Origin of the sequence: Pseudomonas fortuita, assembly GCF_026898135.2 — a bacterium.
In the GTDB taxonomy this organism is placed as follows: domain Bacteria; phylum Pseudomonadota; class Gammaproteobacteria; order Pseudomonadales; family Pseudomonadaceae; genus Aquipseudomonas; species Aquipseudomonas fortuita.
On sequence record NZ_CP114035.2, the window covers coordinates 5,391,724 to 5,414,024 of the forward strand.

Annotated in this window: 17 protein-coding genes; 9 read left to right on the forward strand and 8 right to left on the reverse strand. The window is 61.6% G+C overall.

Going from position 1 to position 22,301, the window contains the following annotated elements; translation table 11 throughout:
• Positions 1-750: 750 nt before the first annotated feature.
• The 8 genes from OZ911_RS24705 (at position 751) to OZ911_RS24740 (ending at position 12,494) form a co-directional block, all read left to right on the forward strand.
• Positions 751-2,133: a polynucleotide adenylyltransferase PcnB gene (locus OZ911_RS24705; protein WP_268968495.1), complete on the forward strand. Its 1,383-nt coding sequence runs from the start codon at positions 751-753 to the stop codon at positions 2,131-2,133.
• Entirely contained in the window at positions 2,130-2,609 is a 480-nt protein-coding gene (folK, locus tag OZ911_RS24710) for a 2-amino-4-hydroxy-6-hydroxymethyldihydropteridine diphosphokinase (protein WP_016489154.1), read from the forward strand. The genes OZ911_RS24705 and folK overlap by 4 nt, the downstream gene beginning before the upstream one ends.
• A 262-nt stretch (positions 2,610-2,871) precedes the next feature.
• Positions 2,872-3,672, forward strand: coding sequence for a 3-methyl-2-oxobutanoate hydroxymethyltransferase (gene panB, locus OZ911_RS24715; RefSeq protein WP_060519961.1), 801 nt, complete (start codon positions 2,872-2,874; stop codon positions 3,670-3,672).
• Positions 3,669-4,532 (forward strand): pantoate--beta-alanine ligase, encoded by an 864-nt coding sequence (gene panC, locus OZ911_RS24720; protein WP_060519959.1) that lies wholly within the window; start codon positions 3,669-3,671, stop codon positions 4,530-4,532. Before panB ends, panC begins: the two co-directional genes overlap by 4 nt.
• 237 nt (positions 4,533-4,769) lie before the next feature.
• Positions 4,770-6,434: a glucose-6-phosphate isomerase gene (pgi, locus tag OZ911_RS24725; RefSeq protein WP_096426765.1), complete on the forward strand. Its 1,665-nt coding sequence runs from the start codon at positions 4,770-4,772 to the stop codon at positions 6,432-6,434.
• Between the two features lie 198 nt (positions 6,435-6,632).
• Positions 6,633-8,567, forward strand: a complete 1,935-nt coding sequence (gene acs / locus OZ911_RS24730) for an acetate--CoA ligase (protein WP_016489158.1) — start codon at positions 6,633-6,635, stop codon at positions 8,565-8,567.
• A 42-nt stretch (positions 8,568-8,609) separates the two neighbouring features.
• Positions 8,610-9,479, forward strand: coding sequence for an oxygenase MpaB family protein (locus OZ911_RS24735; RefSeq protein ID WP_016489159.1), 870 nt, complete (start codon positions 8,610-8,612; stop codon positions 9,477-9,479).
• Positions 9,480-9,557: 78 nt separating this feature from the next.
• Positions 9,558-12,494: a DUF748 domain-containing protein gene (locus OZ911_RS24740; protein WP_070087006.1), complete on the forward strand. Its 2,937-nt coding sequence runs from the start codon at positions 9,558-9,560 to the stop codon at positions 12,492-12,494.
• A gap of 59 nt (positions 12,495-12,553) precedes the next feature.
• Here the strand turns inward: OZ911_RS24740 and OZ911_RS24745 are convergent, their stop codons facing one another.
• Positions 12,554-12,967, reverse strand: coding sequence for a VOC family protein (locus tag OZ911_RS24745; RefSeq protein WP_010955354.1), 414 nt, complete (start codon positions 12,965-12,967; stop codon positions 12,554-12,556).
• A gap of 60 nt (positions 12,968-13,027) precedes the next feature.
• Here OZ911_RS24745 and OZ911_RS24750 point away from each other — a divergent pair, with 60 nt between their 5' ends.
• A complete protein-coding gene (locus OZ911_RS24750; protein WP_023048995.1) occupies positions 13,028-13,330 on the forward strand; it encodes a heme-binding protein in 303 nt (100 codons plus the stop codon).
• A 77-nt stretch (positions 13,331-13,407) separates the two neighbouring features.
• On the opposite strand, the gene OZ911_RS24755 is transcribed toward OZ911_RS24750, so the two are convergent.
• The 7 genes from OZ911_RS24755 to nusA form a co-directional block, all read right to left on the reverse strand.
• Positions 13,408-13,758, reverse strand: coding sequence for a BON domain-containing protein (locus tag OZ911_RS24755; protein WP_016489161.1), 351 nt, complete (start codon positions 13,756-13,758; stop codon positions 13,408-13,410).
• Positions 13,759-14,020: 262 nt separating this feature from the next.
• A complete protein-coding gene (gene pnp / locus OZ911_RS24760) occupies positions 14,021-16,126 on the reverse strand; it encodes a polyribonucleotide nucleotidyltransferase (protein WP_023048994.1) in 2,106 nt (701 codons plus the stop codon).
• 249 nt (positions 16,127-16,375) lie between these two features.
• Complete coding sequence (gene rpsO, locus OZ911_RS24765; RefSeq protein WP_016489163.1) at positions 16,376-16,645, reverse strand: 30S ribosomal protein S15; 270 nt, start codon at positions 16,643-16,645, stop codon at positions 16,376-16,378.
• A 147-nt stretch (positions 16,646-16,792) separates the two neighbouring features.
• Entirely contained in the window at positions 16,793-17,710 is a 918-nt protein-coding gene (gene truB / locus OZ911_RS24770; RefSeq protein ID WP_016489164.1) for a tRNA pseudouridine(55) synthase TruB, read from the reverse strand.
• A 3-nt stretch (positions 17,711-17,713) separates the two neighbouring features.
• Positions 17,714-18,112, reverse strand: a complete 399-nt coding sequence (gene rbfA / locus OZ911_RS24775; RefSeq protein ID WP_016489165.1) for a 30S ribosome-binding factor RbfA — start codon at positions 18,110-18,112, stop codon at positions 17,714-17,716.
• A 116-nt stretch (positions 18,113-18,228) separates the two neighbouring features.
• On the reverse strand, positions 18,229-20,757 hold the full coding sequence (gene infB, locus OZ911_RS24780; protein WP_070086914.1) for a translation initiation factor IF-2: 2,529 nt from the start codon (positions 20,755-20,757) through the stop codon (positions 18,229-18,231).
• Positions 20,758-20,784: 27 nt separating this feature from the next.
• The gene (gene nusA, locus OZ911_RS24785) at positions 20,785-22,266 is read right to left on the reverse strand and encodes a transcription termination factor NusA (protein WP_016489167.1); all 1,482 of its coding nucleotides are present in this window, start codon (positions 22,264-22,266) and stop codon (positions 20,785-20,787) included.
• Between the last annotated feature and the right edge of the window lie 35 nt (positions 22,267-22,301).

Genomic DNA, 22,301 nt, shown 5'->3' on the forward strand with positions numbered 1-22,301 from the left:
AGCGCCGCGCGGGCGGCGCTCGATCTCACAGGCGCTGAACGGGGTGTGGCGAACACATCTGGCCCGGAAACACCCCAGGTAACACATCAGTTCCCACAAAAATCTGTTACCCAACCTTTCCGCCGTAACAGTTCCCGAGGCGTACGGTAACGAAATTGCGACATTTTGAGCGTCGTGAAAACTGCTGAAATGCCTCAACCCCTTGATTTTACTGGGTTTGCAAAAGTTGGCACGGCACCTGCTATATGCTTAGTACAAAAACAATAACAAGCACTGCAACCTAAAATAAGAACAAGACGAAACGGCTCACGCACAATAAAAACAAGACGGCGGAGGCGCAGCTAACTGATTCTTTTGGAGAGGATGCGTGTTTGGGGCTTGCCCCACGACCAGGCAGAGAACAACAAAAACTGCACTAAAAAGCAGCGCCTGAACTGGTTGGATCGACAGATCAACGTGACATCAGCGGCCAAAGCAATCCGTTTGCTCTTAACCCCTGGATTGGGGGTCGTCCACAAGCTTCGAGATTTGTGGACAGGGCACTCAACAAAAACAAAAAGCCCAGCAAAAAAAACAATAAGAGCACGCAACGACTTCTTGGGGAGCTTAGGCTCCCCTTGTCGTTTCTACCCTTCTGGCAGGCATCCTGCTACCCGCCTACACCATTCCCCGAGTAAATGCTAGAATCCCCGCCCATCATGCGGCCATTCTCCTATTATTGGCCGAACATTCCTTCACACAGTGCATCCCATGCTGAAGAAGCTGTTCCAGTCTTTCCGCCCGCCCGTACCGGGCACGCACCACAGGCGCACTACGCCTGAGGTGATCAACAAGAGCCAGCACTCGCTGCAGCGCCACCAGTTCAGCCGCCACGCGGTGAATATCGTGGAACGCCTGCAGAGCGCCGGCTACCAGGCTTACCTGGTCGGTGGCTGTGTCCGCGACCTGATGCTGGGCATTACGCCGAAAGATTTCGACGTCGCCACCAGCGCCACCCCCGAACAGGTCCGTGCCGAATTCCGTAACGCGCGCATCATTGGTCGCCGCTTCAAACTGGTCCACGTGCATTTCGGCCGTGAGATCATCGAAGTTGCCACCTTCCGCGCCCCTCACTCGGAAGACGACCAGGGCGACAGCCACCGTTCGTCGCACAATTCCAGTGGCCGCATCCTGCGTGACAACGTGTACGGCACCTTGGAAGAAGACGCGCAACGCCGCGACTTCACCATCAATGCCCTGTACTACGACCCGGTCAGCGAGCGCATTCTCGATTACGCCAACGGTGTGCACGATGTGCGCAACCGCCTGCTGCGGCTGATCGGCGACCCGACCCACCGCTACCAGGAAGACCCTGTGCGCATGCTGCGCGCGGTGCGTTTTGCCGCCAAGCTGGACTTCGGTATCGAGAAGCACACGGTCCAGCCGATCCGCCAGCTTGCCCCGCTGCTGCGCGAGATTCCGCCCGCACGCCTGTTCGAGGAAAGCCTCAAGCTGTTCCTCTCAGGCCAAGGCGCCATGGCCTTCGAGATGCTGGTCGACCTGCAGCTGTTCGAGCCGTTGTTCCCGGCCAGCGCACACGCCCTGGACGAGCGCCCGACCTACGCCCACACACTGATCAGCCAAGCGTTGCAAAACACCGACCTGCGGGTGAAGCAGGGCAAACCGGTAACCCCGGCGTTCCTGTTCGCCGCACTGCTGTGGCCAGCCCTGCCGGCCCGCGTGCTGCACCTGCAGAACCAGGGCGTGCCGCCGATTCCCGCCATGAACGGCGCGGCCCACGACCTGATCGCCGAGCAATGCGCGCGCATCGCCATCCCCAAGCGTTTCACGCTGCCGATCCGCGAGATCTGGGACATGCAGGAGCGCCTGCCACGGCGCAGCGGCAAACGCGCCGACATGCTGCTGGACAACCCTCGCTTCCGCGCCGGTTACGACTTCCTGCTGCTGCGTGAAAGCGCCGGGGAAGATACCGACGACCTCGGCCAGTGGTGGACCGACTACCAGGATGCCAACGACAGCGAGCGTCGCGAGATGATTCGCGAGCTGGGCAGCCGTGACGAAGGTGCCGGCCCGCGCAAACGCAAACGCAGCACCAGCAAACGCAAACGCGGTGGTGACGAGGCGTCCGAGTGAAGACTCGCGCCTACGTCGGCCTGGGCAGCAACCTGGACGCACCCGCCGAACAACTGCGCAGTGCCTTGCAGGCGCTTGACCAGGTGGAGGGTACTCGCCTGGTGGCGGCTTCGGCCTTGTACACCAGCGATTCGCTGCTGCCCGGCCAACCGCGTTACACCAACGCTGTCGCCGCCCTGGACACCGCACTGCCGCCTCTGGCGCTGCTCGATGCACTGCAAGCCATCGAGAACGGCCAGGGCCGCGTGCGCAAGGAGCGCTGGGGCCCGCGCACGCTGGACCTGGACATCCTGCTGTTCGGTGACCTGGTACTCGACGAGCCACGCCTGAAAGTGCCGCATTACCACATGCATGCCCGGCCTTTCGTGCTGTACCCACTGGCCGAACTGGTGCCGGACGACTTCCACCTGGCAGATGGCCGCGCCCTCGCGCAATTGCTCGGCGACTGCCCGTTCGTCGGCCTTGAACGCCTGTAAACCGGGCGTTCCAGCGTTGCACACTGGCACGGTAACGCCAGTAACACCCTGATCGTAACAATGCGGTAACAGGGTGATTGACTTCCCCCACCTCGCTCACGACTATAGGCGTCCCGTGCAGCCCCAAAGTGCCGCATACCCGTATTTAGGCCCGGACGGACCTGTGCCCGAACATCACGCGCGATGATGTGCCGCTCCGGAAGATGACTACACGCGTTGAATGCAGTCGTTTTTTACAGCGCCTGAACGAGGATTTTCCGACATGCCTGAAGTAACCCTTACCACCCTCAATGGCCTCAAGGCCAAGGGTGAAAAAATCACCATGCTGACCTGCTACGACGCGACCTTCGCCAAGGCCGCCAGCCAGGCCGGCATTGAAGTGTTGCTGGTAGGCGACTCGCTGGGGATGGTCCTGCAGGGGCACGACAGCACCCTGCCGGTCACCACGGCGGACATGGCCTACCACACCGCCAGCGTCAAACGCGGTAATGACGGTGCACTGATACTCACCGACCTGCCATTCATGGCGCACGCCACCCCGGAGCAAGCCTTTGCCAACAGCGCCACGCTTATGCGCGCCGGCGCCCACATGGTCAAAATCGAAGGCGCCGCCTGGCTGGCCGAAACCATCCGCCTGCTGGCTGAGCGCGGTGTGCCGGTGTGCGCACACATGGGCCTGACCCCGCAGACCGTCAACGTGCTGGGCGGCTACAAGGTGCAAGGCCGTCAGGAGGCCCAGGCCCGGCAGATGCGCGCCGACGCCATCGCCCTCGAACAGGCCGGCGCGGCCATGCTGCTGCTCGAATGCGTACCCAGCGAACTGGCGGCAGAAATCACCAACGCCGTGGGCATCCCGGTGATCGGCATTGGCGCCGGCAGCGCCACCGATGGCCAGGTGCTGGTACTGCACGACATGCTCGGCCTGTCGCTGAGCGGCCGAGTGCCGAAGTTCGTGAAGAACTTCATGCAAGGCCAGCCCGATATCCACAGCGCGCTCGTCGCTTACGTCGAGGCGGTCAAGCAAGTCAGCTTCCCTGGTAGCGAACACGGGTTCAGTGCATGAATACAGTCAAGACCGTCCGCGAATTGCGCGCCGCCGTCGCCCGCGCTCGCGGTGAAGGCAAGCGCATCGGCTTCGTGCCCACCATGGGCAACCTGCACAGCGGCCACGCGGCCCTGGTAACCAAGGCTGCGCAGCGCGCCGATTTCGTGGTGGCCAGCATCTTCGTCAACCCGCTGCAGTTTGGCGCCAACGAAGACCTCGACAAGTACCCGCGCACCCTGGCCGCAGACCAGGAGCGCCTGCTGCAGGCCGGCTGCAACCTGCTGTTCGCGCCCACCGTGGAAGAGATGTACCCCGACGGCATGAGCGTGCAAACCCGCGTCAGCGTGCCCCACCTGTCCGAAGGCCTGTGCGGCGCCAGCCGGCCGGGGCATTTCGAAGGTGTGGCCACCGTGGTCAGCAAGCTGTTCAACATGGTCCAGCCAGACCTTGCCGTGTTCGGTGAAAAGGACTTCCAGCAACTGGCGGTGATCCGCGCCATGGTGCGCGACCTGAACATGCCGGTTCAGATCATTGGCGAGCCCACTGTGCGTGCCGAGGATGGCCTGGCACTGTCGTCGCGCAATGGCTACCTCACGCCGGAGCAGCGTGCGACCGCGCCGGTGCTGTACCGCACGCTGCAGCACATCGCAGCGGCCATCGGCCGTGGCCAACGGGATTTTGCCGCGCTGGTCGCCGAGGGGCAGGCGCAGCTGAGTGCTGCGGGGCTGCGCGCGGATTATCTGGAAGTGCGCCATGCCGTGAGCCTACGCCCGGCAATGATCGATGATCGCGATTTGGTGGTGATTGCTGCGGCTTATCTGGGTAACACCAGGTTGATCGACAACCTTTACCTGCATGTGGAAGAAAAGACCGCATAACGGCCTGGGGCTGCTATGCAGCCCATTCGCGGGACAAGCCCGCTCCCACAGCCGTCAAGCCCGACACAGAAACTGTGGGAGCGGCCTTGTGCCGCGAATGGGGCGCAAAGCGCTCCCCAAAATCACCCTGCCATACCCATTCCCAGTGCGTGGCCTTTGCCTATAATGATGCCAGCCTGAACCCGGCAATGACTGCCGTGTCCAAGGCCTCATCACGCACCAAGGGAACCCCGCGCAATGGCGTATTACCGTACACCCCACGATGTGACGGCGCTGCCCGCCTGGCAGGCGCTTCAGCAACACCGCGACGCCATGCAAGGCTTCAGCATGCGCGAAGCCTTCGCCGCCGATGCCCAACGCTTCGACCAGTTCTCCCTGAGCTGCTGCGGCCTGTTCCTCGACTACTCGAAAAACCTGATCACCGAACAAAGCCGCGACCTGCTGGTGAACCTGGCCAACGAAGTGGGCCTGCAGGACGCCATCAAGTCGATGTTCAGCGGCGAAATCATCAACGCTTCCGAAGGCCGCCCGGTGCTGCACACCGCCCTGCGCCGGCCGGTGGGCGACAAGCTGAGCGTCAACGGCGTGAACGTCATGCCGGAAGTGCACAAGGTACTCAACCAGATCACCGAACTGGTCGGCCGCATCCATGACGGCCTGTGGCGCGGCTACAGCGAAAAGCCGATCACCGACGTGGTCAACATTGGCATCGGTGGCTCGTTCCTTGGCCCCGAGCTGGTTTCCGAAGCGCTACTGCCTTACGCTCAGCGTGGCGTACGCTGCCACTACCTGGCGAACATCGACGGCAGTGAATTCCACGAGCTCTCGGCCAACCTGCGCGCCGAAACCACCCTGTTCATCGTCTCGTCGAAGTCGTTCAACACCCTCGAGACCCTGAAAAACGCCATGGCTGCGCGTACCTGGTACCTGGCCCAGGGCGGCTCGGAAGCCGAGCTGTACCGCCATTTCATCGCGGTTTCCAGCAACAAGGCCGCCGCAGTGGCGTTCGGCATTCGCGAAGAGAACATCTTCCCAATGTGGGACTGGGTGGGTGGGCGCTATTCGCTATGGTCGGCCATCGGCCTGCCCATCGCCCTGGCCATCGGCACCGCCAACTTCAAGGAGCTGCTGTCAGGTGCCCACACCATGGACCAGCACTTCCAGACCGCGCCGTTCGACAAGAACATGCCGGTGCTGCTGGCCCTGCTGGGTGTGTGGTATGGCAATTTCTGGGGCGCGAGCAGCCACGCGATCCTGCCGTACGACCACTACCTGCGCAACATTACCAAGCACCTGCAGCAGCTGGACATGGAGTCCAACGGCAAGAGCGTGCTGCAGGACGGCGCCCCGGTGAAAACCGCCACCGGCCCGGTGATCTGGGGCGGCGTCGGCTGTAACGGCCAGCATGCCTACCACCAGTTGTTGCACCAGGGCACCCAGCTGATTCCGGCCGACTTCATCGTGCCGGTCGTGAGCTTCAACCCGGTGGCCGACCATCATCAGTGGCTGTACGCCAACTGCCTGTCGCAGAGCCAGGCGCTGATGCAGGGCAAGACACGTGAAGAAGCCGAGGCCGAACTGCGCAGCAAAGGCCTGAACGAAGCGGACATCGAGAAGCTGGCCCCGCATAAGGTGATCCCGGGCAACCGCCCTAGCAACACCCTGGTAGTGGAGCGCATCAGCCCACGCCGCCTCGGCGCGCTGGTGGCAATGTATGAGCACAAGGTGTTCGTGCAGAGCGTCATCTGGGGCATCAACGCCTTTGACCAGTGGGGCGTGGAGCTGGGCAAAGAGCTGGGCAAGGGTGTGTACCAACGCCTGGTTGGCACCCTGGAAGACAGCGCCGAAGACGGCTCCACCCAAGGCCTGATCAACTACTTCCGCGGCCGTCACCGCGGGTGATCTAACGCCTGCACGGGGCTCTTCGCGGGTAAACCCGTTCCCACAGGTACTGCACAAGTTCCAAGCATCGTGCGGTCCCTGTGGGAGCGGGTTCACCCGCGAAGAGGCCAGCACAGGTTGAACACCGCTCCCAGCTACACTGTCCTATCGAATAGCCGTTGCAGTCCATCGCCCCTTACAAGAGCAGGACCACCCGCCATGTTCGATATCCGCAATTACCCCCAGGCACTGGCCGTCAGCCAGTCTGCCACCCTCACCCCCGACGACTACCGCCGCCTCTACCGCCAGTCAGTCGACGACCCTGACACCTTCTGGGCCGAACAGGCCAAGCGCCTTGACTGGGTCAAGCCCTGGTCAAGCGTGCAGCAATGCGACTTGAACACCGGCAAGGCTCGCTGGTTCGACGGCGCTCAGCTCAACGTCAGCTACAACTGCATCGACCGTCACCTGGCCCAGCGCGCAGAGCAAACCGCGCTGCTGTGGGAAGGCGACGATCCCCACGACGCCAAGGCCATCACCTACCGCGAACTGCACCGCCAGGTCTGCCGCCTGGCCAATGCGATGAAGGCCCGCGGCGTGAAAAAAGGCGACCGGGTATGCATCTACATGCCGATGATCCCCGAAGCCGCCTTCGCCATGCTCGCCTGCACCCGCATCGGTGCCATCCACTCGGTGGTGTTCGGCGGTTTCTCCCCCGACGCCCTGCGTGACCGCATCCTCGACGCCGATTGCCGCACTGTGATCACCGCCGATGAAGGCGTGCGCGGTGGCAAGCGCATCCCGCTGAAGCAGAACGTCGACAAGGCCCTGGCCAGCTGCCCCGCGGTCAGCAGCGTGTTCGTGGTACGCCGCACCGGCAGCGATGTGAGCTGGGCCGAAGGCCGCGACGTCTGGTACCACGAGGTGACCGACAAAGCCGGCGACGACTGCCCACCCGAGCCGATGGAGGCCGAAGACCCGCTGTTCATCCTCTACACCTCCGGCAGCACCGGCAAACCCAAAGGCGTGCTGCACACCACCGGCGGCTACCTGCTGCAGGCGACGATGACCTTCAAGGTAGTGTTCGATTACCGCGACGGCGAGGTGTTCTGGTGCACCGCCGACGTAGGCTGGGTTACCGGCCACAGCTACATCGTCTATGGCCCGCTGGCCAATGGCGCGATCTCGCTGATGTTCGAAGGCGTGCCCAACTACCCGGACACCTCGCGCTTCTGGCAAGTGGTGGACAAGCATCAGGTGAACATCTTCTACACCGCACCGACCGCCCTGCGCGCACTGATGCGCGAGGGGTCCGCACCGCTGCAGGGCACTTCGCGCAAAAGCCTGCGCCTGCTGGGCAGCGTCGGCGAGCCGATCAACCCCGAAGCTTGGGAATGGTATTTCGAGGAAGTGGGGCAAAAACGCTGCCCCATCGTCGATACCTGGTGGCAGACCGAAACTGGGGGCATCATGCTCACCCCGCTTCCCGGCTCGCAATCGCTCAAGCCCGGCTGCGCCACTCAGCCCATGTTCGGCGTGCAACCCGCACTGCTGGACGAAAAAGGCCAGCTGATCGAAGGCCCCGGCGCTGGCCTGCTGGTCATCAAGGCCAGCTGGCCTGGCCAGATCCGCAGCGTCTATGGCGACCACCAGCGCATGGTCGACACTTACTTCAAGCCCATGCCCGGCTATTACTTCACCGGCGACGGAGCCCGCCGCGATGCCGATGGCGACTACTGGATCACCGGGCGCATCGACGATGTGATCAACGTGTCAGGGCACCGCATCGGCACCGCTGAAGTGGAAAGCGCGCTGGTGCTGCATGACCGCGTCGCCGAGGCAGCGGTGGTCGGTTACCCTCACGACCTGAAGGGCCAGGGCGTGTACGCCTTCGTCACGCCCATGAATGGCGTGACCCCGGACGATGCGCTCAAGGCCGAGCTGCTGGCCCTGGTCAGCAAGGAAATCGGCAGTTTCGCCAAGCCCGAGCTGATTCAGTGGGCGCCCGCATTGCCCAAGACCCGCTCAGGCAAGATCATGCGGCGTATACTGCGCAAAATCGCCTGCAACGAGCTGGACAACCTTGGCGATACCTCGACCCTGGCCGACCCCAGCGTGGTACAGGGCCTGATCGATAAACGCCTCAACCAGTAACCGGCGGCCACTGTCCATGGCCGCCCTGAACCTCAGGTCGCCATGGAAGCCCTTCGTCGCCGCATCGAAACCCAGGTCATGAGCCTCACCGGGCTGGCCCTCGGCCAGCTCGACCTGGAATCGCCCAAGGGCGACCCGGGCCTGTTCGGCCCGCACAGCATCAGCTGGCAGGTACATGGCGACTTCCCCAGCATGCTGGTCGGTGGCATCAGCGCGCTGATGCTGCAGCTGCTGCATCCGCTGGCCCTGGCCGGCGTGTGGGACCACTCCAATTTCCGTGAAGACCTGCTCGGCCGCCTGCGCCGCACCAGCCAGTTCATTTCCGGTACCACCTTTGGTGCCACCGGCGATGCCGAATGGCTGATCGACAAGGTGCGCACCATTCACCTGCAGGTCACCGGCACGGCACCGGACGGCCGCCCCTACGCAGCCAGCGATCCGGACCTGCTGACCTGGGTGCATGTGGCGGAGGTCAGCAGTTTCCTCGCCGCCCACCTGCGTTATCGCAACCCGCACCTGCCGCGCACCGAGCAGGATGCCTATTACAACGAAATCGCCCTGATCGCCGAGCGCCTTGGCGCCCGTGACGTGCCACGTTCGTGTCAGCAGGTCGAAGACTACCTGCAACGCATGCGCCCGCAGCTGCATTGCGATACGCGCAGCCATGAAGTCATACAGATCCTGCTCGACGCCCCTGCCCCCAGCCGCCTGGCACAGCCAGTTGGCAAGCTGATGCTGCACGCCGGTATCGACCTGCTGCCGGGCTGGGCACAGGCCATGCTCGGCCTGCAGCACGGAGCCTTGCAACAGCGCCTGATTCGCCTGGGCCTGCAACGCACCGCACCGGTACTGCGCTGGGCCATGCGCGACGGCTCGGCGCATCGGGCCAAACGGCGCATGGGCATCGAATGAGGCCAAGTGGTCGCGCCTGCGGAACTGATTTAACGTGCCATACTCCAAGCACTCCTGCTTAGACAGACGAAGCGACACATGTACAAAGGACTGACTCGCGCCGCCGGCGCAATCGTGGCCCTGGTAGCCCTCTATAGCCTGCTCGGCTTCCTCATTCTTCCTGGTGTCGCGCTGCGCGTCGCCAACCAGCAGTTGGCCCAGTACGCCACCGTGCCGGCCCACCTCGAACGGATCGAACTCAACCCCTTCAGCCTTGAGCTGACGCTGTGGGGCCTGCAGATCGGCGAGCCGGGCAAGGAGCAGGTCGGTTTCGAGCGTCTGTACGCTAACGTTTCGCTCGACAGCCTGTGGACCAAAGCCCTGCATGTGCAAGCGGTGGAACTGGACAAACCACGCAACGAGGTGCTGTTCGCCAAGGACGGTTCCCTCAACCTCACCGGGTTGTTCAAGCTGCCAGCCAGTGAGGCCAAACCCGACGAGCCGCCCAGCGACCCGTTCCCGCTACGCATTGGCAGCATCAAGCTGGTCGATGGCTACCTGCACTTCGAGGACCTGCGCCCCAGCGAGCCAATCGAGTTTCTCTACGACAACATGAACCTGGAGCTGAAAAACCTCAGCACCCTGCCCAACGACAATGCCGACATGACGCTGGTGGCCAACGGCCCCAATGGTGGCCGGATCGACTGGAAAGGTACCCTGAGCCTGTCGCCGATCGCTTCCGAAGGCACACTGAAGGTTACCGACGCCAAGATGAAGCTGTTCTGGCCCTACGTGCGCGATGCCGTGCCACTGGTGCTGGAAGATGGCGTGCTCAGCCTTGATGCGCATTACACGCTCAACCTCGCCAAACAGACCGAGCTGCTGCTGGATAACGTGTCGGTGCGCATCGCGCCGTTCGCCATCAAGGCACCGGATGGCCGCCCGTTGGCGCGCCTGGCCAGCCTGGACGTGAGCGAAACCTCCGTCGACCTGGTCAAGCAACGGGTCAGTGTCGGCAAGATCCGCAGCGAAAAACTGGAAACCTGGGCGGCGCTGGAAAAAGACGGCCAGCTCGACTGGCAGAAGCTGTTCGCCAGCCAACCGGCCAAGGCCACGCCAAAGGAAAAAGCCGAGCCCGCTGCCGCCGAGCCTACGCCTGAAGAGAAAGCTGCCAAGGAGCCAGGCAAACCTTGGCAAGTGCTGCTCAAGGACGTGCAACTGCGCAACTACCTGGTGCACCTGGCAGACCGCAGCCAGAAAGAACCGGTAGCCTTGGACATTGGCCCGCTCAACGCCGACCTGCAAGGTTTCGACAGCCTCAACCAGTCACCCTTCACGCTTAAGCTCGACACCGGCGTAGGCAGGCAAGGCAAGCTGCAGGCGGCCGGCCAGGTCAACCTGGCGCCGATATGGGCCAAGCTGGATGTGAGCACCCGCGACATCGACCTGCGTGTGGCACAGGCCTATATCAACCCGTTCATCCTGCTGGAGCTGCGCAGCGGCATGCTCGCCAGCGACCTCAAGGTCGACCTGAAGAACACCGCGCCATTGGCTTTCACTATTACCGGCAAAGCGCAGGTCAACCAGTTGCATACCCTGGACACCATCAAGAGCCGCGACTTCGTTAAATGGCAGCAGGTGAATGTCGACGGCTTGTCCTACGTGCACGGCGATGCACTGTCGATCGACAAGGTCACCCTGCTGCAGCCGTATGCGCGTTTCATCATCAACGAAGACCGCACCACCAACGTCAATGACCTGCTGGTCCCGCAACCGGCCGGCGCCCCGGCGAGCAGCCATGCCAAGCCGGCCTCGGCCAGCAACGAAAAGCCCCTGGGCATCCACATCGGCCAGATCGACATCAATGATGGCTCGGCCAACTTCGCAGACCTGTCGCTCACCCCGAACTTCGCCACCGCCGTTCAACAGCTCAACGGCCAGATCGGCACCATCGACAACCGCAAGCCGCTGCCGGCCAAGGTTGACGTCAAGGGCAAGGTCGACCGTTACGCACCGGTGACCATCAAGGGCGCACTCAACCCGTTCAACCCATTGGCGAGCCTGGACATCGCCACCAGCTTCAAGCGGGTCGAGCTGACCACGTTGACGCCCTATTCCGGCAAGTTTGCCGGCTTCCGCATCCGCAAGGGCCGGCTCAACCTCGACCTGCACTACCTGATTACCAACGGCCAGCTCAAGGCCGAGAACAAGGTAGTGGTGGAGCAGCTGCAACTGGGCGAAAAAGTCGACAGCCCGGACGCCGTAGACCTGCCGATCCGCCTGGCAGTGGCACTGCTGAAGGATACCGAGGGCAAGATCTCGATCGAGCTGCCGGTGACGGGTGACCTCAACAACCCGCAATTCAGCGTAATGCCGATTGTGTGGCAAACACTGCGCAACCTGGTACTGCGCGCGGCGCAGGCACCGTTCAAGTTCATTGGTGGGCTGATTACCGGCGGGGGCTCGCAAGACCTGGGTAACGTGGCGTTTGCCCCAGGCTCCAGCGAACTCTCTGGCGATGCCCAGTCGTCATTGGACAAGCTGGCTGCGGCGCTGAAAGAGCGCCCCGAACTGCGCCTGGAAATCGAAGGCACCAGCGCCCAGGCCAGCGACGGCCCACTGATCGCCCAGCAACGCCTGGAGCGCGAGTACCAGTCCACCTGGTACAAGATCCTGCAGCGCCGCGGTGACAAAGTGCCGGCCAATGCTTCGATGCTGGTGGTCGACGACAGCGACAAACCGGCAATGCTTGAAGGCATCTACCGCACCCGTCTGAAACAGCAGCCGCCTGCCGAATGGGAGCAACTGGGCCGCGAAGAACGCACCACCAGGCTACGCGAGGCAGTGATCAAGTCGTGGGCCGAAAGCACCGCCCTGCTGCGTACACTCGGCCAGGAGCGGGCCAGCAGCATCAAGGATTACCTGGTGGACAAGGGCAAGCTGGAAGACGACCGGGTGTATTTCATCGATACCAGCCTGGGCCAGCCTGAAAGCGATGGGCGGGTGGTGACGCCGATGCATCTGGATGCCGAGTAAACCCCTCTAGCAGGCTTGGCCGCTTCGCGGGCGCGCCCGCGAAGAGGCCGGCACAGGCTTCAGACCAACCGCTGCCCCGACACCGCCGGGTGGTACAGCGGCTGCACCTTGTTCCCCGCCGGGTCCAGCAAGTGGAAGCTGCGCGCCCCGTCACCATGGTTGAACGGCCGGTCGAGCAAGGTCACGCCATGGGCCTTGAAGTATTGGTACCACGCTTCCAGCTCCTCCACGCTGTCCACAATGAACCCATAGTGATCCAGAGTCTGCAGCCCATTGGCCGCCCCCGCCCCACGCCCCAACGAAAGGTTGTCGTTGCCGCAGGTGAGGTACACCAGGTCTTCATTGGCGCGGTTCAGTACTTCCATCCCCAGCACATCGACGTAGAAGCGCTCGCATTCCTCCAGGTTGGGTACCAGCAAGGCGATATGGCGCAGGCCATTCAGGCGGCCAGGACGTGCGGGCAATTCAGACATTGGCGGAGCTCCATTTTTGTATACAATTCATAATTGAATTTAAAACAAAAGGAGCGACTTGTGTATAGCCTGTTCATCAAGACCCGTGTAAAGCCTGGTTGCGCGGAGGCCTTTCTGGCAGCGATCAAGGTCAATGCCGCCGCTTCCGTCGCCAGCGAGCCAGGCTGCCTGGTGTTCGATGTGTCGCAGGACCGGGTCGACCCAGAGCTTATTTACCTGTACGAAATCTATCGCGACGATGCCGCGTATGAAGCCCATACCCAGACCGCGCACTTTCGCGACAGCCGCCCACTGGTAGAACCGCTGATCGCCGAGCAGGAATGCATCGAAAGCGATGTGATCGCACGCAACCCGGTGTACTAGCAGGTATGAAAAAGCCCCGGCTCACGCCGGGGCTTTATGTGTAAGTGGCCAAATCCGTTTGGCCGACGGGACAATCCTTATTCGGCTTTCAGGCCATCGGCCGAAACGGCCTTCACGCCTTTGATTTTCTTGGTGATAGCAATCGCCATTTCTTTCTGCGATTCGGTCACGGCGGTGGTCGACGACAGCGACACGACGCCTTTGTTGGTTTCAACCTTGATGTCGGAACCCGGGATGCCTTTCTCAGTCAGCAGGTCCGATTTGACCTTGGTGGTGATCCAGGTATCGGAAGTGGCTTCCTTGGCTTTGGTCACCTCACCGGCCGCAAGCGTCATCGGGGCCTGGGTGGACTGTTGGGCGAATGCCGCGTTAGCCATGGTCAGGGTCAGAGCGGTAGCAGTAGCGGCAGCAATGGCGAACTTCTTCATGTGGGTCACTCCTGTTTTTCGAAAGGTCTGCGCCGTATGTCCTGGCGGCAGGTATGAAGGTAGTTGCATGGGCTGTGCCAGCTTTCCCGCTTCGCTTGTTCCCTTTAAAATCAACAAGTTAGCTAATTGCTATCAAGCTCAATGTCGTGCATTTTGCAATCAGCGCGGTAAACCTGCATGCAAGATGCAAGTCCGCAAAAGGTTCCCGTACCCCATGAAAAAAGGGCCCCGAAGGGCCCTTTCTGTGTAGCGTGGCAGTCGCTTAGACGCCCGAGGCCTTGGCCGCGGCAACGTCTTTGATCGATAGCTTGATACGGCCGCGGTTGTCCACGTCCAGTACCAGTACTTCGACTTCCTGGCCTTCTTTCAGGATGTCGGTGACTTTCTCGACGCGAGCATCGCTCAGCATGGAGATGTGCACCAGGCCGTCCTTGCCAGGCAGGATGTTGACGAAGGCGCCGAAGTCGACGATACGCTCAACCTTGCCCACGTAGATCTTGCCGATTTCGGCCTCGGCGGTGATGCCCAGGATGCGCTGCTTGGCAGCCTCTGCCGCTTCCTTGGTTTCGCCGAAGATCTTGATCGAGCCGTCGTCTTCGATGTCGATCGAAGCCTTGGTCTCTTCACAGATGGCACGAATGGTGGCGCCGCCTTTACCGATGACGTCACGGATCTTGTCGGTGTCGATCTTCATCGCGATCATGGTCGGGGCGTTGGCCGACAGCTCGGTACGCGACTGACCAATGATCTGGTTCATCTGGCCGAGGATGTTCAGGCGCGCTTCCAGGGCCTGGCCCAGGGCGATTTCCATGATCTCTTCGGTGATGCCTTTGATCTTGATGTCCATCTGCAGCGCGGTCACGCCTTTGGCGGTACCGGCTACCTTGAAGTCCATGTCGCCCAGGTGGTCTTCATCACCCAGGATGTCGGTCAGAACGGCGAACTTCTCGCCTTCCTTGACCAGGCCCATGGCGATACCGGCAACCGGTGCCTTCATCGGCACACCCGCGTCCATCAGCGCCAGGGAAGCGCCACAGACCGACGCCATGGAGCTGGAACCGTTGGACTCGGTGATTTCCGAAACGACGCGAATGGTGTACGGGAACACGTCAGCGGCCGGCAGCATGGCCTGTACCGAACGACGAGCCAGACGACCGTGACCGATTTCGCGACGGCCAGCACCACCCATACGGCCACACTCACCTACCGAGAACGGCGGGAAGTTGTAGTGCAGCATGAACGGGTCTTTTTTCTCGCCTTCGAGGGTATCCAGCAGCTGTGCGTCACGGGCAGTACCCAGGGTCGCAACGACCAGTGCCTGAGTCTCGCCACGGGTGAACAGCGCCGAACCGTGGGTCTTCGGCAGAACACCTACTTCGATGTTCAGCGGACGAACGGTCTTGGTGTCGCGGCCATCGATACGCGGTTTGCCGTTAACGATGTTTTCGCGAACGGTGCGGTATTCGATTTCGCCGAAGATTTCTTTTACTTCGGCAGCCGAAGGCTGGCCTTCTTCACCGGAGAACTTGGCGATGGCCTGATCACGCAGCTCGCCCAGGCGCGCATAGCGGTCAGCCTTGACGGTGATGGTGTAGCCCTGCGAAACCGCTTCGCCGAACTCGGCGCGGATAGCGTTGAACAGCTCGGTGTTGGCAACGGCAGGTTTCCAGTCCCAGGTTGGCTTGCCAGCTTCGGCAGCCAGCTCTTTGACAGCCTGGATAACAGCCTGGAATTCGTCGTGGGCGAACAGTACGGCACCCAGCATCTGGTCTTCGGTCAGCTCTTGAGCTTCCGATTCAACCATCAGTACGGCGTCGGAGGTACCGGCAACGACCATGTCCAGGCTCGAGGCAGCCAGTTGCTCGTAGGTCGGGTTCAGCAGGTAGCCGGTGCTCTCGTGGAAGGCAACGCGGGCGGCGCCGATCGGGCCTTCGAACGGAATACCGGAAATGGCCAGGGCAGCCGAGGTACCGATCATCGCGGCGATGTCCGGGTCGGTCTTCTTGCTGGTGGAAACCACGGTGCAGACGACCTGCACTTCGTTCATGAAGCCTTCCGGGAACAGCGGACGGATCGGACGGTCGATCAGGCGCGAGGTCAGGGTCTCTTTCTCGGAAGGACGGCCTTCACGCTTGAAGAAGCCACCCGGGATCTTGCCGGCGGCGTAGGTCTTTTCCTGGTAGTGAACCGACAGCGGGAAGAAACCCTTGCCTGGATCAGCCTGTTTGGCACCTACCACGGTCACCAGCACGGTGACGTCGTTGTCGACGGTAACCAGCACGGCGCCGGTTGCCTGACGGGCAATACGGCCCGTTTCGAGAGTAACGGTCGACTGACCGAACTGGAATGTCTTGATTACCGGGTTCACGGTTTCCTACCTTTTTCAGTGGCTCTTGGGGGAACTGGTTTCTTGCGAATGTGTGGGCAGAACGGGGAATCGGCCCCATTGACCGTCCAGATACAACACGAGGCTGGGAGCCTGGTTGAAGAGCGCAAAGCGCTCCACTTCACCAGGCTGCCAACCTCGGAGATACGCATGGCATGCCCATAGACAACGCTGCCAGGCAGCGCTGCCAATGCATGAGACACGCCATGCACACCACTGACCAGGCCGCTATTAGCGACGCAGGCCCAGGCGACCGATCAGGGCGCTGTAACGAGTGGTGTCTTTGCCCTTCAGGTAGTCCAGCAGCTTACGACGCTGGTTTACCATGCGGATCAGGCCACGACGCGAGTGGTGGTCTTTACCGTTGGCCTTGAAGTGGCCTTGCAGCTTGTTGATGTTCGCGGTCAGCAGAGCAACCTGAACTTCCGGGCTACCAGTGTCGCCAGCAGCTTGCTGGTAGTCGGTAACGATTTGAGCTTTTTCTTCAACGCTGAGGGCCATTTGGCTTCTCCTGATAACGGATCCCGCAAGCGGGGTCCAATAGGCCAGGGACAAATCCCTGTATTAATAAGAAAGGTGTGACCGTGCCTACTGACAGCCACCCTTGATTCCGTAGGGCTCGGCCGAAGCCTCACCCCGCGGTTTCGGTCATTCCGACCGAATCAGCCGACGCGGCGCAATACGCCCGTCTTCGCTCACTTCACCGATACCGATGAAGCGCGCATTGTGATCCTGTACCCGGACCATGCCAAACTGTGGCGCGTCCGGCGCGCGTACTGCCTGCCCATGCAGCCAGTAGAACGCACTGTGCTCGGACAGGCACACCATGGGCCAGTCCTGCAGACCGCTGTCCGAGGGCATCAGGAAGCGATCGAGCGCTTCGTTGCCACCTTCGGCATGGGCCTGTTCGAGCGCTTCGAGCGTGACGGTCTGTGCCAGCGCAAAGGGCCCGGCCTGGGTCCTGCGCAGTTCGGCGACATAGGCGCCGCAACCAAGGGCCTCGCCGATATCCTCCACCAGGGTGCGGATATAGGTGCCTTTGCTGCATCCTACGCTCAGCCGTGCACGGGTGCCTTCACACTCCAGCAACTCCAAGCGGTTAATAGTAACAGAACGCGCCTCGCGCTCCACTACCTCTCCTGCACGCGCCAGCTTGTAAAGTGGCTGGCCGTCACGCTTGAGCGCCGAGTACATCGGCGGTATCTGGCTGATAGGGCCACGAAATCGTGGCAGTACTGCCTCGATGTCGGCACGACCAACGGTCACCTCGCGGGTCTGCAGCACCTCACCTTCGGCATCGCCGGTGTTGGTAGTCTGCCCCATCTGCATGACGGTTTCGTAGCCCTTGTCGGAATCGAGCAGGTACTGCGAAAACTTGGTCGCCTCGCCAAAGCACAGTGGCAGCACGCCGGTTGCCAGCGGGTCGAGGCTGCCAGTATGGCCGGCCTTTTCCGCGTTGAGCAGCCAGCGCACCTTTTGCAGGGCGGCGTTGGACGTAAAGCCCAAAGGCTTGTCGAGCAGGATGATGCCGCTGACATTGCGGCGGATACGTTTGACCTGGGCCACCGCTTACTCCTTGGTGTCCAGCTCGTCGGTATCCTTGTGCAGGCGGTCTTCGGCCACTGCACGCTCGATCAGCGCCGACAGGTGCACACCGCGGCTGACGCTTTCATCGAAGTGGAAGTGCAGCTGCGGCACGCTGCGCAGTTGCATCGAGCGGCCAAGGTGCAGACGCAGGAAGCTGGCAGCACTGTTCAGTGCCTTCAACGACTGCTTCACGGCATCTGGCGTTTCCTCGCCCATGACGGTGATGAACACCTTGGCATGGCCCAGGTCACGGCTGACGTCCACGGCGGTGATGGTAACCAGACCGACACGTGGATCCTTGACTTCGCGACGGATCAGCTCGGCCAGCTCGCGCTGCATCTGATCGCCGATACGTTGGGTACGGCTGTATTCTTTGGCCATTTTTGCTACCTGTAACTTAAAGCGGCAAACGCCCGGTCAGACCAATGCCTGACCGGGCGCTACCTGAAGAGGTGCCGCAAACCGCCCTGTAGCGGAGGTTTGCGGCTTGCTCGCCCTTAAAGGGTACGAGCCACCTGGACTTTCTCGAAGACTTCGATCTTGTCACCGACCTTGACGTCGTTGTAGCTCTTGACGCCAATACCGCACTCCATGCCGCTACGCACTTCGGCGGCGTCGTCCTTGAAGCGACGCAGCGATTCCAGCTCGCCTTCGAAGATAACCACGTCTTCGCGCAGAACGCGGATCGGACGGTTACGGTACACGGTACCTTCGATGACCATACAGCCAGCGATGGCGCCGAACTTCGGCGAACGGAACACGTCACGCACTTCGGCGACACCCAGGATGTTCTCGCGAACATCGCTGCCGAGCATGCCGGTCAGGGCCTTCTTGACGTCTTCGATGATGTCGTAGATCACGTTGTAGTAACGCATATCCAGACCTTCCTGCTCGACGATCTTGCGCGCGCCGGCATCGGCACGCACGTTGAAGCCGAACAGTACTGCATTCGAAGCCAGCGCCAGGTTGGCGTCGCTTTCGGTGATACCACCAACACCACCACCGATCACGCGCACCTGGACTTCGTCGTTGCCCAGGCCGGCGAGCGACCCGTTCAACGCTTCCAGGGAACCACGCACATCGGTCTTGAGGACGATGTTGAGGGTCTTCTTCTCTTCCTGACCCATGGTCTCGAAGATGTTTTCCAGCTTGCCCGCATGAGCACGGGCCAGCTTGACCTCACGGTATTTGCCTTGACGGAACATGGCAACTTCGCGGGCTTTCTTCTCGTCAGCAACCACGGACAGCTCGTCACCGGCTTCCGGAGTACCGTCCAGGCCGAGGATCTCGACCGGGATAGACGGGCCGGCTTCCTTCACAGGCTTGCCGTTCTCGTCCAGCATGGCACGCACGCGGCCATAGTTGGAGCCGCACAGCACCATGTCGCCCTGACGCAGGGTACCGTCCTGAACCAGGATGGTGGCCACTGGGCCACGGCCCTTGTCCAGGCGCGATTCGACGACCACGCCACGACCTGGAGCGGTCGGGGTTGCGGTCAGCTCGAGGATCTCGGCCTGCAGCAGGACGGCTTCGAGCAGTTCGTCGACGCCGGTACCCATCTTCGCCGAAACCTTGACGAATGGAGTGTCACCACCCCAGTCCTCGGAAGTAACACCTTCGACAGACAGTTCGTTGCGGATGCGATCGAGGTCAGCACCTGGCTTGTCGATCTTGTTCACCGCAACTACCAACGGAACGCCAGCTGCCTTGGCATGCTGAACGGCTTCGCGGGTTTGTGGCATCACGCCGTCGTCCGCTGCCACCACCAGGATGACGATGTCGGTCGCCTTGGCACCGCGTGCACGCATCTGGGTGAAAGCTGCGTGGCCCGGGGTGTCGAGGAAGGTGACCATGCCACGATCGGTTTCCACGTGGTAGGCACCGATGTGCTGGGTGATACCACCGGCTTCGCCAGCGGCAACCTTGGCACGACGGATGTAGTCGAGCAGCGAGGTCTTACCATGGTCAACGTGACCCATGACAGTGACCACCGGCGCACGCGACTCGGTCTGGCCTTCGAATTTCAGCGATTCGGCCAGGGAGTCTTCCAGGGCGGTATCGCTGACCAGGGTGACCTTGTGACCCAGCTCTTCTGCGATCAGCTGAGCGGTTTCCTGGTCGAGCACCTGGTTGATGGTAACCGGGGTGCCCATCTTGAACATGAACTTGACGACTTCAGCGCCCTTGACGGACATCTGGTTGGCCAGTTCGGAAACCGTGATGGTCTCGCCGATGGTCACGTCACGGATGACGGGGCCGGTCGGGTTCTGGAAACCATGCTGGTTACGCTTCTTCAGCTTGCCCTTGCCACCACGGCCGCGACGAGCGCCATCGCTCTCTTCGTCGGTGGTACGCGGAGCAGCACGCGGAGTCGGCGCCTTTTCCTTTTCCTTGACCTTGACCTTGATCGACACACGAGGCGCCTCGCCACGACGACGGTCGTCATCACGGGTGCGGCTTTCGTTGCGACGGGTCTCGTCCTTCTTGCGCTCGGCAGCACGGGCTGCAGCGTCTTCGGAGGCCGGGGCGTCGGCGACTACCGGGGCCGGGGCAGCGGCAGGTGCCGGCTCTGGCTTGGCGGCAGGCGCAGGGGCGGCTACAGCAGAGTTGGCTGCCTGACGGCGAGCCTGATCTTCGTTGCGCTGGCGAACATCGGCGTCAACCTTGTCGCGAGCGGCGTTTTCAGCCGCGCGGCGCTCTTCCACTTCACGCTTCTGCTCAGCCTGGATTTCTTCCGGGCTGCGCTGCACGAATACTTTCTTCTTGCGTACTTCTACGCTGATGCTCTTGCTACCGGCGACACGCAGGGTGCTGGTGGTTTTGCGCTGCAAGGTAATCTTGCGCGGTTCTTCCGCCTTGCTCTTGTGGCTGCTCTTCAAATGAGTCAACAGGGTCTGCTTCTCATTGTCGGTCACTACCTGACCGGCGTCGGTGTGCGGCAGACCTGCCTCACGCATCTGCTGCAGCAGGCGCTCTACCGGTGCCTCGACCTCTTGGGCCAGTTCTTTCACCGTGACTTGCGTCATGCACTTCTCTCCTCAGGCCGCGCCTAATTACTCGAACCAATGGGCTCGGGCGGCCATGATCAACTTGCCGGCACGCTCTTCGTCGATGCCGTCGATGTCGAGCAGATCGTCGATCGACTGCTCGGCCAGGTCTTCGCGGTTAACCACGCCGCGCACCGCCAGTTCAGCCGCCAGGTCTTTGTCCATACCCTCAAGAGAGAGCAGGTCTTCGGCCGGGTGGGCGTCTGCCAGTTTTTCTTCGGTAGCGATGGCCTTGGTCAACAAACGGTCCTTGGCTCGAGCGCGGAGCTCATTGACGATATCTTCGTCAAAGCCATCGATGTTGAGCATTTCTTCCAACGGTACGTAGGCAATTTCTTCGAGGCTGGTAAAGCCTTCGTCGACCAGCACTTGGGCCAGCTCCTCGTCGACTTCCAGCTCATCAATGAAATTGCGCAGGATGTCACCGGTTTCGGCCTGCTGCTTGGCCTGAATGTCCTTCTCGGTCATCACGTTCAGCGTCCAGCCGGTCAACTGACTGGCAAGACGAACGTTCTGACCGCCACGACCAATGGCCTGGGCCAGGTTATCCTCGGCGACGGCGATGTCCATGGCATGGGCATCTTCATCAACGATGATCGCCGCGACTTCAGCCGGCGACATGGCGTTGATGACGAACTGCGCCGGGTTATCGTCCCAGAGGACGATATCCACACGCTCACCACCCAACTCCCCGGATACAGCTTGGACGCGCGAACCACGCATGCCGATACAGGCGCCTTGCGGGTCGATGCGCTTGTCCTTGGAGCGGACGGCGATCTTGGCTCGCGAACCCGGATCACGGGAGGCAGCCATGACTTCAATGAGGCCCTCGGCAATTTCCGGCACTTCAATGCGGAAAAGCTCGATCAGCATCTGTGGCGCGGTGCGCGACAGGATCAGCTGAGGACCACGGTTTTCAGTGCGAATTTCCTTGAGCAGTGCACGCAGGCGCACACCCACACGGAAGGTTTCGCGCGGAATGATATCTTCGCGGGCCAGCAAGGCCTCGGCGTTGTTGCCCAGGTCAACGATGACGTTGTCGCGGGTAACCTTTTTGACGGTACCGGAAATGATCTCGCCTACGCGTTCGCGGTAGGCATCGACCACCTGGGCACGCTCGGCCTCACGGACCTTCTGCACGATGACCTGCTTGGCGGTCTGGGCGGCGATACGACCGAACTCGATGGACTCGATCTTCTCCTCGATCACGTCACCAATCTTGGCTTCCGGATGAGTGTCCTTGATCTTGTCCAACCAGGTTTCGATCGCCGGGTCGTCAAGATCGGCTTCGTCGACCACGGTCCAGCGACGGAAGGTCTCGTAGCTACCGGTGTGGCGGTTGATTTCCACACGCAGATCAACTTCGTCTTCAAAACGTTTTTTGGTCGCAGTGGCCAGGGCCACCTCCAGCGCTTCGAAAATGACGCCGGGCGGTACACCTTTTTCGTTGGATACCGATTCAACAACCAGCAGTACTTCTTTGCTCATCGTACGCCTCGCCTTGCGCAAGCCATTGGGCCCGG